The sequence below is a fragment of the Sphingomonas fuzhouensis genome, assembly GCF_034659795.1.
Lineage (GTDB): Bacteria > Pseudomonadota > Alphaproteobacteria > Sphingomonadales > Sphingomonadaceae > Sphingomonas > Sphingomonas fuzhouensis.
In genome coordinates this window covers 212,495-227,071 of sequence record NZ_JAXSQY010000005.1, presented here as the reverse complement: position 1 = coordinate 227,071, position 14,577 = coordinate 212,495, and the positions used below count along the sequence as shown (strand labels likewise).

General features: G+C 66.4%; 17 protein-coding genes. 13 read left to right on the top strand and 4 right to left on the bottom strand.

Annotated elements, in window-relative coordinates:
* Window positions 1–34: 34 nt before the first annotated feature.
* From U1H82_RS12650 to U1H82_RS12625, 6 genes are all read left to right on the top strand, one after another.
* Window positions 35–2,104, top strand: coding sequence for a S9 family peptidase (locus U1H82_RS12650; protein ID WP_322965309.1), 2,070 nt, complete (start codon window positions 35–37; stop codon window positions 2,102–2,104).
* Complete coding sequence (locus U1H82_RS12645; protein ID WP_322965308.1) at window positions 2,080–2,685, top strand: DedA family protein; 606 nt, start codon at window positions 2,080–2,082, stop codon at window positions 2,683–2,685. The genes U1H82_RS12650 and U1H82_RS12645 overlap by 25 nt, the downstream gene beginning before the upstream one ends.
* Window positions 2,682–3,077, top strand: a complete 396-nt coding sequence (locus tag U1H82_RS12640; protein ID WP_322965307.1) for an acyl-CoA thioesterase — start codon at window positions 2,682–2,684, stop codon at window positions 3,075–3,077. Before U1H82_RS12645 ends, U1H82_RS12640 begins: the two co-directional genes overlap by 4 nt.
* 49 nt (window positions 3,078–3,126) lie before the next feature.
* Window positions 3,127–3,624, top strand: a complete 498-nt coding sequence (locus U1H82_RS12635) for a methylated-DNA--[protein]-cysteine S-methyltransferase (protein ID WP_322965306.1) — start codon at window positions 3,127–3,129, stop codon at window positions 3,622–3,624.
* A complete protein-coding gene (locus U1H82_RS12630; protein WP_322965305.1) occupies window positions 3,621–4,268 on the top strand; it encodes an FMN-binding negative transcriptional regulator in 648 nt (215 codons plus the stop codon). The genes U1H82_RS12635 and U1H82_RS12630 overlap by 4 nt, the downstream gene beginning before the upstream one ends.
* 87 nt (window positions 4,269–4,355) lie before the next feature.
* Window positions 4,356–4,703 (top strand): chorismate mutase, encoded by a 348-nt coding sequence (locus U1H82_RS12625; RefSeq protein ID WP_322965304.1) that lies wholly within the window; start codon window positions 4,356–4,358, stop codon window positions 4,701–4,703.
* Between the two features lie 157 nt (window positions 4,704–4,860).
* Here U1H82_RS12625 and U1H82_RS12620 read toward each other — a convergent pair whose 3' ends face one another.
* On the bottom strand, window positions 4,861–5,274 hold the full coding sequence (locus U1H82_RS12620; protein ID WP_322965302.1) for an OsmC family protein: 414 nt from the start codon (window positions 5,272–5,274) through the stop codon (window positions 4,861–4,863).
* Window positions 5,275–5,279: 5 nt separating this feature from the next.
* Window positions 5,280–7,955, bottom strand: a complete 2,676-nt coding sequence (gene ppc / locus U1H82_RS12615) for a phosphoenolpyruvate carboxylase (protein WP_322965301.1) — start codon at window positions 7,953–7,955, stop codon at window positions 5,280–5,282.
* A gap of 268 nt (window positions 7,956–8,223) precedes the next feature.
* Between ppc and U1H82_RS12610 the strand changes: the two genes are divergently transcribed.
* Window positions 8,224–8,688 carry a metal-independent carbonic anhydrase family protein gene (locus U1H82_RS12610; RefSeq protein ID WP_322965300.1) on the top strand — a complete coding sequence of 155 codons (465 nt, stop codon included), beginning with the start codon at window positions 8,224–8,226 and terminating at the stop codon, window positions 8,686–8,688.
* A gap of 55 nt (window positions 8,689–8,743) precedes the next feature.
* Window positions 8,744–9,370, top strand: a complete 627-nt coding sequence (locus U1H82_RS12605; RefSeq protein ID WP_322965299.1) for a DUF1826 domain-containing protein — start codon at window positions 8,744–8,746, stop codon at window positions 9,368–9,370.
* 4 nt (window positions 9,371–9,374) lie between these two features.
* On the opposite strand, the gene U1H82_RS12600 is transcribed toward U1H82_RS12605, so the two are convergent.
* Entirely contained in the window at window positions 9,375–9,794 is a 420-nt protein-coding gene (locus U1H82_RS12600; RefSeq protein WP_322965297.1) for an EF-hand domain-containing protein, read from the bottom strand.
* A gap of 57 nt (window positions 9,795–9,851) precedes the next feature.
* Window positions 9,852–10,418, bottom strand: a complete 567-nt coding sequence (locus U1H82_RS12595; protein ID WP_322965296.1) for an HNH endonuclease — start codon at window positions 10,416–10,418, stop codon at window positions 9,852–9,854.
* Between the two features lie 110 nt (window positions 10,419–10,528).
* Here U1H82_RS12595 and gluQRS point away from each other — a divergent pair, with 110 nt between their 5' ends.
* The 5 genes from gluQRS to egtD are packed head-to-tail and all read left to right on the top strand — an operon-like array spanning window position 10,529 to window position 14,476.
* Window positions 10,529–11,380, top strand: coding sequence for a tRNA glutamyl-Q(34) synthetase GluQRS (gene gluQRS / locus U1H82_RS12590; protein WP_322965295.1), 852 nt, complete (start codon window positions 10,529–10,531; stop codon window positions 11,378–11,380).
* Window positions 11,381–11,390: 10 nt separating this feature from the next.
* Entirely contained in the window at window positions 11,391–11,618 is a 228-nt protein-coding gene (locus tag U1H82_RS12585; RefSeq protein WP_322965294.1) for a twin transmembrane helix small protein, read from the top strand.
* Window positions 11,619–11,622: 4 nt separating this feature from the next.
* Window positions 11,623–12,186 carry a cob(I)yrinic acid a,c-diamide adenosyltransferase gene (locus tag U1H82_RS12580; protein WP_322965293.1) on the top strand — a complete coding sequence of 188 codons (564 nt, stop codon included), beginning with the start codon at window positions 11,623–11,625 and terminating at the stop codon, window positions 12,184–12,186.
* Between the two features lie 38 nt (window positions 12,187–12,224).
* The gene (gene egtB / locus U1H82_RS12575) at window positions 12,225–13,496 is read left to right on the top strand and encodes an ergothioneine biosynthesis protein EgtB (protein ID WP_322965292.1); all 1,272 of its coding nucleotides are present in this window, start codon (window positions 12,225–12,227) and stop codon (window positions 13,494–13,496) included.
* Between the two features lie 2 nt (window positions 13,497–13,498).
* The gene (egtD, locus tag U1H82_RS12570) at window positions 13,499–14,476 is read left to right on the top strand and encodes an L-histidine N(alpha)-methyltransferase (RefSeq protein ID WP_322965290.1); all 978 of its coding nucleotides are present in this window, start codon (window positions 13,499–13,501) and stop codon (window positions 14,474–14,476) included.
* The last annotated feature ends 101 nt before the right edge of the window (window positions 14,477–14,577 follow it).

Genomic DNA, 14,577 nt, shown 5'->3' with positions numbered 1-14,577 from the left:
TCCGGCGGGGGCAAAGCCTAGCTACATCCGGGCGATGACCGAACCCGCCGCGCCGACGCCGCCCATTGCCCAGATCCGTCCCCACAGCTTCACCGCGCACGGGATCACCATCACCGATCCCTATGCCTGGCTGAAGGACCCCGCTTACCCGGAGGTCGAGGACAAGGACGTTCTCGCCTATGTCGAGGCGGAGAATGCGTATTTCGAGGCCGTCATGGCCCCCCGCCAGCCGCTGATCGACCGGCTGTATGAAGAGATGAAGGGGCGGATCAAGGAGGACGAATCCTCGGTTCCCCAAAAGGACGGCGACTGGATCTACTGGACTGGGTTCGAAACCGGCGGCCAGTATCGCAAATGGTGGCGCAAGCCCGTTGCGGGCGGCCCCGACGAACTGCTGCTCGACGAACCGGCGCTGGCCGAGGGCAAGGAATATTTCCGGCTGGGCGCGTTTTCGATCAGCAACAACGGCCGCTATCTGGCCTATGCGATCGACGACAATGGTTCCGAACGCTTCGAGGTGCGGATCAAGGACCTGACCACCGGCGAACATCTGCCGGAGGTGATTCCGGGCATGTTGTCGGAGATCGTCTGGGTCGCCGACGATAGCGGCTTTCTCTACGGCGTGGCGAATGCGCAGTGGCGCACCGACAATGCCCGATTCCATCGGCTGGGCACGCCGGTCGCGGACGATGTCGAGCTGTTCCACGAGGATGACGAAGGCTACCGCGTCGCCGTCGCCGAGACCTCGGCGCGCAACTGGATCGTGATCGCGACCGGCGATCACGTCACCAGCGAGGTGCGGCTGCTGCCCGCCGATAACGTCTTTGCCGAACCGATCCTCGTCGCGCCCCGCAAGGAAGGCCGCGAGTACGACGTGGACGAGCATGACGGCACGCTGTTCATCCACACCAATGACGTGGACCCGCAATTCCGCCTGTGCACCGCCTCGATCGACAATCCCGGCGACTGGCACGAGCTGATCGGCCCGAACCCGCATTTCTACATGACCGGGGTGGAATGCTATAAGGACTTCTTCGTGGTCGAGGGGCGCGAGGACGGTTTGGACCGTATCGCCATCCACCGCTACGACACGCCGACCGTGCCGCAGCGGATCGAATTTCCCGAGGCGAGCTATACGGCGGGCCTTGGCGACAATCCCGAGTACGACGTGTCGGTCCTGCGCCTGGGCTATGAGTCGATGGTCACGCCGGGCACCGTCTATGATTATGACGTGGCGACCGGCGGGCTGACCGTGCTGAAGGTCCAGGACATCCCCTCGGGCTATGATGCGGACAAGTACCGCACCGAGCGGCTGAAGATCGCTGCGCGCGACGGGACGATGGTGCCGGTGTCGATCGTCTATCCGAAGGACTTCCCGCGCGACGGGTCGGGCAAGCTGTTCCTCTATGCTTACGGCGCGTACGGCTATGCGATCCCGCCGGGCTTCTCGACCGGGCGGATGAGCCTGCTCGATCGTGGTTTCGCCTATGCCATCGCGCATATCCGCGGCGGCGACGATCTGGGCCAGCAATGGTATCTGGACGGCAAGCTGGAGAAGCGGACCAACACCTTCCATGATTTCGTCGACGTGGCGAAGGGACTGGTCGAGGGCGGCTGGACGAAAGCGGGCCAGATCGCCATCGCGGGCCGCTCGGCGGGCGGCGAGCTGATGGGGGCGGTGGTCAATTCCGATCCCGAGCTGTGGGGTGCGGTGATCGCCGATGTACCCTTCGTCGATGTGCTCAACACCATGATGGATGCCGAACTGCCGCTGACGCCGGGCGAGTGGCCCGAATGGGGCAACCCGATCGAGGATGCAAAGGCGTTCGAGCTGATCCGCAGCTACAGCCCCTATGACAATGTCCGGCCCCAAGCCTATCCGCCGATGTTCATCTCGGGCGGGCTGAACGATCCGCGCGTCACCTATTGGGAGCCCGCGAAATGGGCCGCCAAATTGCGCGCGACCAAGACCGATAACAACCTGCTGCTGCTCAAGACGAACATGGGCGCGGGCCATGGCGGCAAGTCGGGCCGCTTCGAGTCCCTGCGTGAGGGGGCGGAGGAGCACGCCTTCATCCTGTGGCAGATGGGAGTGGAATCCTGAGTATCGAGGCGATCGTCGCGCGCTACGGGGTGGCGGCGATCGCGCTGGGCGCGGGGCTGGAGGGGGAGACTGCGGTTGTCACCGGTGGCATCCTGGCGCATCAGGGGCTGGTCGGCTGGCCGACTGCGTTGCTCGCCGCCGCGATCGGGTCGTTCATCGCTGACCAGATCTTCTTCACCATCGGGCGTCGATCGCGGGACGGGCGCTGGGTCGGCAAATTGCGCAAGCGGCGTGTCTATGCGCGGGTGACCAAGATGATGGAGCGCTATCCGATCGGCTTCATCTTCGCCTTTCGCTTCCTCTACGGCCTGCGCACGATCAGCCCGGTCGCGATCGGGACCAGCAAGGTGTCGACCCGGCTGTTCGTCGTGGTCAACGCCGCATCCGCCGCATGTTGGGCGTCGATCTTCATCGGCATCGGTTATCTGTTCGGCGAGGCGTTTCAGGAACTTGCCGCGCGCTATCGCCCGTCCTTGCGCCATATCCTGATGGCGGCGGCGCTGGTCATGGTCGCCGCTGCGATCGGCTGGGGCGTTCGTGCGGTGTGGCAGAGATACAGGGAATCGAACGAACAGGCATGAGCCGTTTCACGCTGAACTTCACCGCCCTCCCCGAGCATATCGACGAGCTGGGCCATGTGAACAACGCCGTCTGGGTCCAGTGGATTCAGGCGATCGCGGGCGCGCATTGGGAGGCCGTCGTGCCCCCTGAGCATGCCGCCGCCCATGTCTGGGTCGTGACCCGCCACGAGATCGACTATCGCGGCAATGTCGTGGCGGGCGAGACGGTGACGGCCGAAACCTGGGTGCCCGACCCGCCCAAGGGCGCGCGCTTCAACCGTCATGTCCGCTTTCTGGGCGCGGACGGACAGGTCAAGGTAGAGGCGGTGACGACCTGGGCCTTGATCGACCGCGCCACCGGCCGCCTGCTGCGCGTCACGCCCGAGATCGCCGCGCCCTTCTTTCGGCTTTGACCGCAAGAAGCGGGACGCATCCTCGCCCCGGTTGGGCTAGGCTTGGTCCATGTTGAGCGAATGCACCATGGCCTCGCCGGTGGGCGAGCTGACCCTTGTGGCGAGCGAGCAGGGCTTGCGCGCGATCCTCTGGGCCGAGGAGCGCGTGGGGCGGGTGCCCCTGCCCGAGCGGCAGAGCGATCCGGCGCATGCCATATTGGCCGAAGCGGTGCGCCAGCTGACCGACTATTTCCACGGCGGGCGGCGCGATTTCGACCTGCCGCTCGACCCCGTCGGCACCGATTTTCAGAAGGCCGTGTGGACCGGGCTCAACGCCATCCCTTATGGCGAGACGCGCAGCTATGCCGCGCTCGCCGCCGCGATCGGGCGGCCCGGCGCGTCGCGCGCGGTGGGGGCGGCCAATGGCCGTAATCCGCTGTCGATCGTCACACCGTGTCACCGGGTGATCGGCGCGAATGGCACGCTCACCGGCTTTGCGGGTGGGCTGGCGATCAAGCAGTGGCTGCTGGCGCACGAACGCGGCGAGCCGACACTGGCGCTGGCATGAGCTATCCACCGCGGGCCTTTCGCGAGACGCGGGCGGAGGTGCTGCTCGATGCGGTGGCGGAGATCGGGCTGGCATCGCTGATCGTCGTCCGGGACGGCGCGCCCGAGGCAGTGTCGCTGCCGATGCTGGCGGTCCGCGATGGCGCGGCCTGGGTGCTTGAGGGGCATGTCGCGCTCGCCAATCCCCTGTGGCGGCTGGCCGAGGACGATACGGCGGCGCTGGCGATCTTTCAGGGGCCGCACGCCTATGTCCATCCCGGCTGGTATCCGACCAAGCGGACCCATGGGAAGGTCGTGCCGACCTGGAATTATGTCGTGGTCCAGGCGCATGGTGTCCTGTCCGTCACGCGCGATCCCGGCTGGCTGGCGGCGCATCTGGCGCGGCTGACCGATGCGCGCGAGGCCGGACAGGCGGAACCCTGGTCGATCGAGGATGCACCCCCGGACTTCATCACCGGTTTGCAGCGCGGCATCGTCGGCCTGACGTTGCGTGTCGCGCGGCTGGAGGGGGTGTGGAAGATCGCGCAGCACCACCCGGCGCCGAACCGGCATGGCGTCATCGAAGGGCTGGCGGCGTCGCCTTCGCCGAACGATCGGGCGATGGCCGCGGTGATGGCCAAGGCCGAGCGCGACCGGGCGGCGTAACCCGGTGACAGGTGACGGCAATGTCACTGGCTGGGGGCGGTATATGGCCGTATCGGTCCCGATATCATGCCGTGTCGGAGACGCCGAATGCGCCTGTCGCTATCCTGCTTCGTGCTTCCTGCCGCCTTGTTGGCCGCGCCCGCGCTGGCGCGGACGCCCTGCTGTCAGAATCTGGGCGAGGTGCGGACCAATATCGACCGGATCGACGACCAGATCCTGCGCCTGATGGCCGAGCGGTCGCGCTATGTCGCGCAGGCTGGCCGCTTCAAGACTTCCGCCGCGACCGTCCGCGACGAGGCGCGCATCCGCCAGATTCTGACGCGCATCCGGGCCAAGGCGACGACGACGGGGGTGGACCCGGACGTGGCGGAAGCGACCTTCCGCGCGATGGTCGAGGGCTTCACCGCCGAGGAAGCGCGGCAGGTCGGGCACTAGAGAAGGATGACATGAGCTGGAATCGTCATTGCGAGCGTAGCGAAGCAATCCAGAGCGTCTTGCCCGGACACTGGATTGCTTCGCTACGCTCGCAATGACGGACTGGGTCAAACTGACGTCATCGCGCTCTAAATTCCTCTCCGTGCAGGGGGAGGAATCACGAAGGTTGGTCTTCGTCCCAGACGATGGCAATCGGCGCATCGATCCCCAGGACCGCATGGACAGGACAGGCCGCCGCCGCCGCTTCCAGCCTTTTGCGTTGCGCTGCATCGTACCGCCCCGGCACCCGCACCGTCACGCCCAGCGTCGTGATCCGGCGCGGGGCGTTGCCCATTTCCTTGGTGACGGTCGCGGTCGCACCGGCCAGGTCCAGCCCGGCGACCTGCCCCGCCATCGCCATGATGCTGAGCACGCAGCCGCCCAGCGACACCGACAGCAGGTCGCTGGGCGAGAAATGCTCGCCCCGTCCGCCCAGCGCCTGCGACGCATCCATGACCAGCACCGCGCCATTGTCGGGATGGGCAACATGGCAGCGCAGGCCGCCTTCATAATGAACGACGAAATCCGACATGAGGCTTACCCGCTATTCCTAAGGGCCGTGGCGATGCCGTTGATCGACAACAGGATGCCCTCGCCGATGCGCGGATCGTCCTCGCCCGCGCGGTGGCGCTTCATCAGTTCGATCTGCAGCAGGTTGAGCGGCTCGATATAGGGAAGGCGCAGGCGGATCGACGCCTCCAGCGCGGGGTTGTCGGACAGCAGCCGCGTCTGGCCGGTCACCCCCAGCAACCCGTCGCGCGCGCGGTGCCAGCCGTCATGGATGCGCCCGAAGATCGCGTCACGCAGCCTCTCGTCCTCGACCAGTCCGGCGTAGCGCCGCGCGATGCCGATATCCGACTTGGCCAGCACCATCTCCATATTGGCGAGTGTCGCGGCGAAGAACGGCCAGTTCCTGGCCATGTCGGCGAGCAGCGCCTTGTCCTCGAAATTCGCGATCGCGGTGCCGACCCCGAACCAGCCGGGCAGCATGACCCGCGCCTGTGCCCAGCTGAACACCCAGGGGATGGCGCGCAAATCCTCGATCGCGTCGGATTTCTTGCGGCTGGCCGGGCGGCTGCCGATCTTCAGCCCCGCGATTTCGGCGATCGGCGTCATCTGGCGGAAAAAGGTGCGGAAGCCCTCGGTGCCATAGACCAGGTCGCGATAGGTGGTGAAGGCGGTCGCCGACAACGCCTCCATCGCGGTGGTGAAGCGCGCGGTGTCGGCCACCGAGAGCTGGTCCGGCTCCAGGCTGGCGAGCAGCGTGGCCGAGGCCATGGCTTCCAAATTGGTCAGCGCCGAGTCGCGCGTGCCATATTTGCCCGCGATCACCTCGCCCTGTTCGGTGATGCGGATACGGCCCTGCACCGTGCCGTGCGGCTGGGCACGGATCGCGGCGAAGGCGCTGCCGCCGCCGCGCCCCACGGCCCCCCCCCGCCCGTGGAACAGCTGCATCCGAACGCCCGCCTCGTCGAAGACCGGACGGAAGGCGCTCGACGCCTTGGACAGCGACCAGGTGGAGGTGAGATAACCGCCATCCTTGTTCGAATCCGAATAGCCGATCATCACCTCCTGATGGCCCCGCGCGCGGACGATCGCGGCGATTTCGGGCAGCGCGAAATAGGCGCGCATGATCTCCGGCCCCGCCTCCAGATCCTCGATCGTCTCGAACAAGGGCACCGCCATGATCGCGGCGGTGGCGGGCGTGCCGGGGCGGTAGAGGCCGAACTCCTTCAGGAGAAGGTTGATCTCCAGCAGGTCGGACACCGACTTGCCCATCGACACGATGTAATTGGTGATGCACTTCGGCCCATAGGTGGCATGGGCATCGGCGGCGGCCTGGACGATCGCCAGTTCGGAGCGGGTCTCGTCCGAATAGTCGGCATAGCGGCTGACGAGCGGCCGGGCATTGGCGAGTTCGCGACGGAGCAGCGCGATGCGGGCATCCTCGTCCAACGCCAGATAATCCGCTTCGACGCCCGCGACCTTCAGCAGCTCGGCGACGACGCGCTCATGCACCGCCGAATTCTGTCGCAGGTCGAGCGTGGCGAGGTGGAAGCCGAACGTCTCGACCGCACGGATCAGCCGCCCGAGCGCCCCGCCACTGGCCAGCGCACCGTCGCCTTGGGCCGCCAACCCCCGCGCGATCGCGACCAGGTCGGTGCGTAAGCCCTTGGGATCGGGATAGGGCTCGCCGGTGAGGCGGCCGGGGCGGGGCGGGGTCTTGCCGGTCAGTTTCTGGTGCGTCGCGGCGAGGCGCGCGTAAATGCCCGACAGCGCGCGGCGATAGGGCTCATCCGATCGGCTCAGGGCCTCGTCGCCGCTCGCCTCGGCCAGCGCCAATACCGCCTCGTCCACCTCGGCATGTTCGGTCGAGATGGACAGCTCGGCCCCCAGCGCGTGCACCGCCTCGCAATAATGGGTCAGCACCGCATCCGCCGCCTGCGCGAGTGCGGTGGTCAGCGACTCGGCGGTGACGAAGGGATTGCCGTCGCGGTCGCCGCCGATCCACGAACCGGGGCGCAGGAAGGCGGGTACGCGCGTCCCGAACGCCTTGTCCCAACGCTGGTACAAAGCGGGCAGCACCGGCAGGAATACGTCGCGTAGGTAAGACAGCGCCGTCTCCACCTCGTCGGTGACATAGAGCCGCTCGCGGCGCAGCACGCGGGTCTGCCAGAGCAGCGCGATCTGGCGGCCGATCGCGGCCTCGACCTCGTCGCCATCGGGCGTCACGTCGCGGCCCGCATCGCGCATCGCCAGCAGTTCGGCGATGCGGTTGCGATGGTCGATCATGCTCTTGCGCCGCACCTCGGTCGGGTGCGCGGTCAGCACGGGCACGACCAATGCCTCGGCGAGCAACGCCATCGCCGCGTCGCGGTCGATGCCCTTGTCGGCCAGCGTCTCCAGCACCTGGGCCATGTCGGTGCCGGGCTCGCGCGCAATGCCCTGCCGATCCTCGGCCAGATTGGCGAGCATGGAAAACAGCATGAAGCCGCGCACGAAATCCAACGTCTCGTCGAGTGCGAGGCGTTCCAGTTGCAGGTCGACCGAGCCGTCCTCGCCCAGTCCGCGATAGCGATCGACCGAGGCCCGGCGGATCGCCTCCGTCGCCTCGAACAGCGCGTCGCCACCATAGCGGCGGATCACGTCACCCAGCTGGGAGCCCAGGAATCGGATGTCGGCATTGTTGGCGATCGGCGGGAGACTGGTCATGACCGCTATTGCTGCAACGCAATAGGGCAGTCGTCAACCGATTGCGCATGGTAATTTTGGTATAATATTAAGGCTTGTCGGGAGTCTGAAATTGCGTCGTGTAGTCGGATCAGCCACGATGGCTGTTCACCAACAGCAAAGGTTTTTTACAGAGGATTGATGTAATGTAATATCATTAATGCCATGCCGTCCATGCGGGTGTCGACGGTCGGGGCCGCCCCCAGGGGACCGCGACGGCATCCTGGCTATTCGGAAGAAGGACGGAACGATGTTCACCGACGAACTGGTACACAAGGCACTACAGACCTGGTGCGACAATGTGGTCGCGGTCGGCAAGGTTCATGCCGAAGGTGGCGATGTCCGGGCCTTCGCATCGCAGATCCTCAGCGACAATTACGATTACGACCAGGGCAAGGTCCTGTTCAAGCCGACCCTGACCTTCGGCGCGCATACCTTCCGCCCGACCAAGGAGGGAGCTTTGTCCTATTTCGTCGGTGGTAACGCGGCGTTTCCCGACGACAAGGGGTTCAAGCTGAAGCCATGGGTGAAGGTCTGGTACAGCAAGCTGGACTATATCCTGCATGGCGATCTGGCGATCGTGCAGTGCAATGTCCACTTCATCGGCGAGGACGACAGCCATATCTTCGTGAACAAGAGTTTCGTGTTCAAAGAATGTGATGACGGGAAGGTGCGCATCGTGCTGCACCAATCCTCCTTGCCCTATCAGCCCTGATGGCCCGGCGTGCGGTGGTCGTTCGGGTCGTGAGGCCCCGCGCACCATGGGAGCGATGCGTCGGATGACGGCCATCGGCATGGAGCGGCGGATCGCCATCGGCGGCGATAGCGCGTCGCTGGACCGGATCGTGCGGCCCGATGTCGCCCTGGCCATTTGGTGGCGGCCCATGCCCCAGACGCTACGGGCGGCGTTGCGCACCCTCGACCTGACCCTTGTCGACGATGTCGCGGTCGAGATCGATTTGGAAGGATCGATACAGGCCGTCCTGCGCACCGCCGGATATTCGGGGAGCGTGCTCGATCTCCTTGGCGCCGACGTGGACCGCCTCATCCGGCGTCATGCGGCGCTGACCGGGGAGGATCGCCAGCGGGTCCGGCTCTCGGTCATGGAGCGCGAGGCGGACGCGCGGTTCCATGCCGATTGCACGACATTCGGGCTGACCTGCACCTATATCGGCCCCGGACGGCAATGGTGCTGCGCCGAGGGGCAGGACGCCATCTATGAAGTGCCGACAGGGGCGGTGGGGGTGTTCAAGGGGCGGACGCTGCTCGACCCGCCGTTGATCCTCCACCGTTCGCCACCCGGCGGCCATCCCCGCCTGAGGCTGAGAATCGATCCGGTTCGTAGCGGTGATCCCGACCGACCGACGTCCGCCCGTCCCCAGGCCGATCCCTGCTGAACCGTTAGTTCGTATTTCCCGGCGCGCTGGTATTCGCGCCCGTCGCCACCGGATTGCTCGGCGTTGCCGGGCGTTCGGTGCGGGAGGCTTCGCGCTCTTCCGAGGTCACGGTGCCGTCGCGGTTCAGGTCCATCCGGTCGAAGCGGGCCAGCATGCCCTCGAAGAACTCACTCTCGGTGATCTCGCCGTCCTTGTTGCGGTCCAGTTCCCACAGGCGCGAATTGGTGGTGGGCATTTCGTCGGCGGTGATGATGTCGTTGCCGTCGCGGTCCAGTTCGCGGAAGCGGCGCGCCATCATGCTGCCGAAGTCGACGCGGGAGGTGACGGAGGGCGGCACGAAGCCCGCCTTGGCGGCTTCCCGGTCGGCCTCGGCGCGGTTTTCCGCCTTCTTGCCGCACGCGGTGGTGGTGGCGGCCAGTGCCATCAATCCCAGGCTCGTCAGGCCCCTTGCCCATCCACGCATTCGACACTCCCGGCTTCGTTACGCTTCCAACTCAACGTCCCAATAGAGCCAGTCGTGCCATGTTTCATGCAGATAATTGGGTGGGAAGCTGCGGCCATGTTCCTGTAAATGCCAGTTTGTCGGGCGGATCGGCTCGATATGCAGCGGCATTGCGGCCTGACGCGGGGTGCGCCCGCCCTTCTTCAGGTTGCACGGCGCGCAGGCGGTGACGACATTCTCCCAGGTCGTCCGGCCGCCTTGCGCGCGCGGAATGACATGGTCGAAGGTCAGGTCGCGATGCGATCCGCAATATTGGCAGGCGAAGCGGTCGCGCAGGAACAGGTTGAAGCGGGTGAAGGCTGGAAATTGCGACGGCTTCACGAATTGCTTGAGCGCGATGACCGAGGGCAGCTTGACCTTGGCGGTCGGGCTGCGCACCTCGCGCTCATAATGGGCGACGATATCCACCCGGTCGAGGAACACGGCCTTCACCGCGGTCTGCCAGGGCCAGACCGACAGCGGATAATAGGACAGCGGCGTATAGTCCGCATTCAGTACGAGCGCCGGACACGAGTCCGGGTGTCGGATCAAGTCGGGATGAAACACAGCTCCTCCCTTCGTGGTACGCCGACGCTCTTCGCGCAGGCGCGTGACATGGCTATGACACTCGGGCGTATGAGAACATGGGATGGGAATCGCGGTCAAGGGGCTGCGCGATGAGCGGAACGGCTCCCGTGACGCGGTTCGCGCCCAGCCCGACCGGGCGGCTGCATCTGGGCCATGCGCTGTCGGCGGTGCGCGCGTTCGATATGGCGCGAGGCGGGGGCGGGCGGTTCCTGCTGCGGATCGAGGATATCGACGGCACGCGCAGTCGGCCCGAGCATGTCGATGCCATCTTGCGTGATCTGGAATGGCTGGGGCTGGAATGGGACGATCTGTCCTTTCAGTCCGAGCGGCTGGACCTTTATGCGGCGGCGCAAGCGCGGCTGGCCGACCTTCTCTATCCCTGTTTCTGCACCCGCGCCGAAATCGCCGCCAGCCTGTCCGCGCCGCATGGGGCCACGCCGCTCTATCCGGGGACATGTCGTCATTTGTCGCCCGAGACGCGTGCTGCGCGGATGACCGAGCCGCATAGCTGGCGGCTGGACATGGCGCGGGCGGTCGAGCGCGCTGGGGCGCTAAGTTGGCATGACGCATATGGAGGGGAGGTCGCGGCCGACCCGCTCGCCGAAGGTGACGTGATCCTGGCGCGCAAAGATGCGCCCGCCAGCTATCATCTGGCGGTGACCGTGGACGATGCGGCGCAGGGCGTGACGGACGTGGTACGCGGAGTCGATCTGTTCGACGCGACGCATGTCCACCGGCTGTTGCAGGCGCTGCTGGGACTGCCGACGCCGTTCTATCACCATCACCCGCTGATCCTCGGCGCGGACGGCCAGCGTCTGGCCAAGCGGCACGGCGCGCCCGCGCTGGCGGCGATGCGTGAAGCGGGCAAGGACGGCCGTGCGCTCGCCGATGCGCTGCGCCGCAATATGCTTCCTGCTGGATTTCGGCTGGGGGAGGCGTAAGCTTCCGCCCATGACCATTTTTCTCGTGATCCTGCTGATCGCGGCGATGCTCGCCACCGTCGTCGCGCTGGTGCGCGGCATCGTCACCTTCATGCAGGAGGCCACGGCGGAGGCGAAGGGCGAGGGGCCGACCGCCTCCCAGCTGAAATCCAACCGGATGATGCAGCAGCGGATTTTCTTCCAGGCGCTGGCGATCACGGTCGTCGTGCTGTTGCTGTTCATGGCGGGGCGGACCTGATCCCTTGGTCAAGCTGACGAAAATCTACACCCGCACCGGCGACGAGGGCACCACCGGGCTGGTCGACGGATCGCGCCGGTCCAAGGCGGACACGCGCATGGTCGCGATCGGCGAGGTTGACGAGGCGAACAGTGCGATCGGCGTGGCGCTCTTGTCGATCGAGGGGCCGCTAGTCGAGCGGCTGACCATGATCCAGAACGACCTGTTCGATCTGGGCGCGGACCTCGCCACGCCCGGTGACATCGAGGGTGCGCTGCGCATCGTGCCCGAACAAGTCGCGCGGCTGGAGGCGGAGATCGACGCGATGAACGCATCGCTGTCGCCCCTGACCAGCTTCATCCTGCCCGGCGGCAGTGCGGCCTCGGCCCATCTGCATCTGGCGCGCGCCATCGCCCGGCGGGCCGAGCGCGCCGCCGTCGCACTGGCCGAGCAGGAGGCGACCAACCCGCCCGCGCTCGCTTACCTCAACCGATTGTCCGATTGGCTTTTTGTCGCCGCGCGCACGATGAACCAAAGCGGCGCATCGGACGTTCTTTGGGTTCCAGGAGGGGCGCGCATGGTACGGTAAAGGGCCGACCGGCCTCCCCATAATCCGGGGAGCGCCCAATGCCGACCCTCGTCCCGTCCTCCGCGGCGGCGCCGACGCCTGCCGATTCTCTTGCGTCCCGCTACCGCGCGGTGCGTGGCCTGACCCTGGCGCTGGCCGAGCCGCTGTCCGATGCCGATGCGACCGTCCAGTCGATGCCGGACGCCTCGCCCGCCAAGTGGCACATGGCGCATACGACCTGGTTCTTCGAAACCTTCGTGCTGCGCGACCATGTGCCGGGTTACGGCCTGCACGACCCGCGCTTCCCCTTCCTGTTCAACAGCTATTATGAGGCGGAAGGAAAGCGCCATGCGCGTCACCGCCGGGGCATGATTACCCGCCCGACGCTGGACGAGGTGCGGGCGTACCGCGCGCATGTCGACGCCGCGCTGTTGGCGGCGCTGCCCGACCTGCCTGCCGAAGCGCTGGAACTGGTCGCGCTGGGTTGCCACCATGAGGAGCAGCATCAGGAGCTGTTCGTCACCGACATCCTGCACCTCTTCTCCGAAAACCCCCTCGAACCCGCGCTCTATACGCCCGAGCCCAAGGCGCCCGTCGCGATGCCTGGTCCGATCGGCTGGATCGAGGGCAAGACGGGCATCGTCGAGGTCGGCCATGACGGGCAGGGCTTCGCCTTCGATTGCGAAGGGCCGCGCCATCAGGCGCTGCTCCAGCCTCATGCGATCGCCGACCGCACCGTCACCAATGCCGAGTGGATGCAGTTCATCGATGATGGCGGCTATCGCGACGCGCGGCTGTGGCTGTCGGACGGCTGGGCCTGGGCGAAAGGCGAGGGGATCGCCGCGCCGCTCTATTGGGAGCAACACGATAGCGGCTGGACCCGCTTCGGGCTGGACGGGCGGCGCGCGATCGACCCGGCCGCGCCGGTCACCCATGTCAGTTTCTACGAGGCGGACGCCTTCGCCACCTGGGCAGGCGCGCGCTTGCCGACCGAGTTCGAGTGGGAAGCCGCGGCCGCTGCGCATGACGCATCGGGCGGCAACCAGATGGACCGGGCCGGTGCGATCGAGCCGCGCCCCGCCGCCCAAGGCCCCGCCTTTTTCGGCGATGTCTGGGAATGGACCGGCAGCGCCTACCGCCCCTATCCCGGCTTCCACCCCGTCGAGGGGGCGGTCGGCGAATATAATGGCAAGTTCATGAACGGGCAGTTCGTCCTGCGCGGCGGCAGCTGCGCGACGCCGCGAGGGCATGCCCGCGCCTGTTACCGCAACTTCTTCTACCCCCATCAACGCTGGCAGTTCACCGGCGTCCGCCTAGCAAAGGACCTGTAATCATGCTGAAGCCCGAGATCGAGGACGGCCAGATGTCGCTCGCCGACCCTGCCTTTCGCGCCGACGTCCTGGCCGGGCTGGAGCGTCGCCCGCGTGCCATCCCCGCGCGCTGGTTCTATGACCGCCGAGGGTCCGAGCTGTTCGAGGCCATCACCGACCTGCCCGAATATTATCCGACCCGCACCGAGACCGCGATCCTGGAGTCGATGTGCCCCGATCTGGTCGCGCATGTCGGCAAGGGCCGCGCGGTCGTCGAGTTCGGTTCGGGCTCCTCGACCAAGACGCCGGTGCTGCTGCGCTGCGTCGCGCCGTCGGCCTATGTGCCGATCGACATTTCGGGCGACTTCCTGCGCGACTCCGCGCGCGGGCTGCAACAGGCGTTCCCGGACCTGCCGATCCATCCGCTGGAGGGCGATTTCATGCGCCCGCTGACGCTGCCCGCGATGGTGGCGGATGCGCCCAAGCTGGGTTTCTTCCCCGGCTCGACCATCGGCAACATGACGCCCGCCATGGCGACCGACCTGCTGCGCGCGATGCGTGGCTCGCTGGGCGAGGGGGCGATGCTGCTGATCGGGATGGACCGGACCAAGCCGAGCGACGTGCTGGTCCCCGCCTATGACGATGCGCAAGGGGTGACGGCGGCGTTCAACCGCAACCTGCTCGACCGGATCAATCGCGAGCTGGACGGCACCATCCCCGTCGACGCCTTTCGCCACCGCGCGATCTGGAATGACGACCGCTCGCGCATCGAGATGCATCTGGCGGCGGAGCGCGATGTCGACTTCACCATCGAGGGGCGCCCCTTCGCCATGGCGGCGGGCGAAACCATCCATACCGAGAACAGCCACAAATATGGCCCGCGCGATGCCAAGATCCTGTTGCGCGCGGGCGGCTGGACGCCGATTGCGCAGTGGAGCGATCCGGACGAACTCTTCGCCGTCTATCTAGCCGAAGCACAATCGGCTCGGCTCGCGCCATGAACGGTCCGGCGTGATAATATGACGCCAATGTAATTTTTGTTAAAGTGATGGGTCTTTTTCAGAGGTCGCGGCGTTTCGCTTCCGGTTTGGCCAAGGCTTCG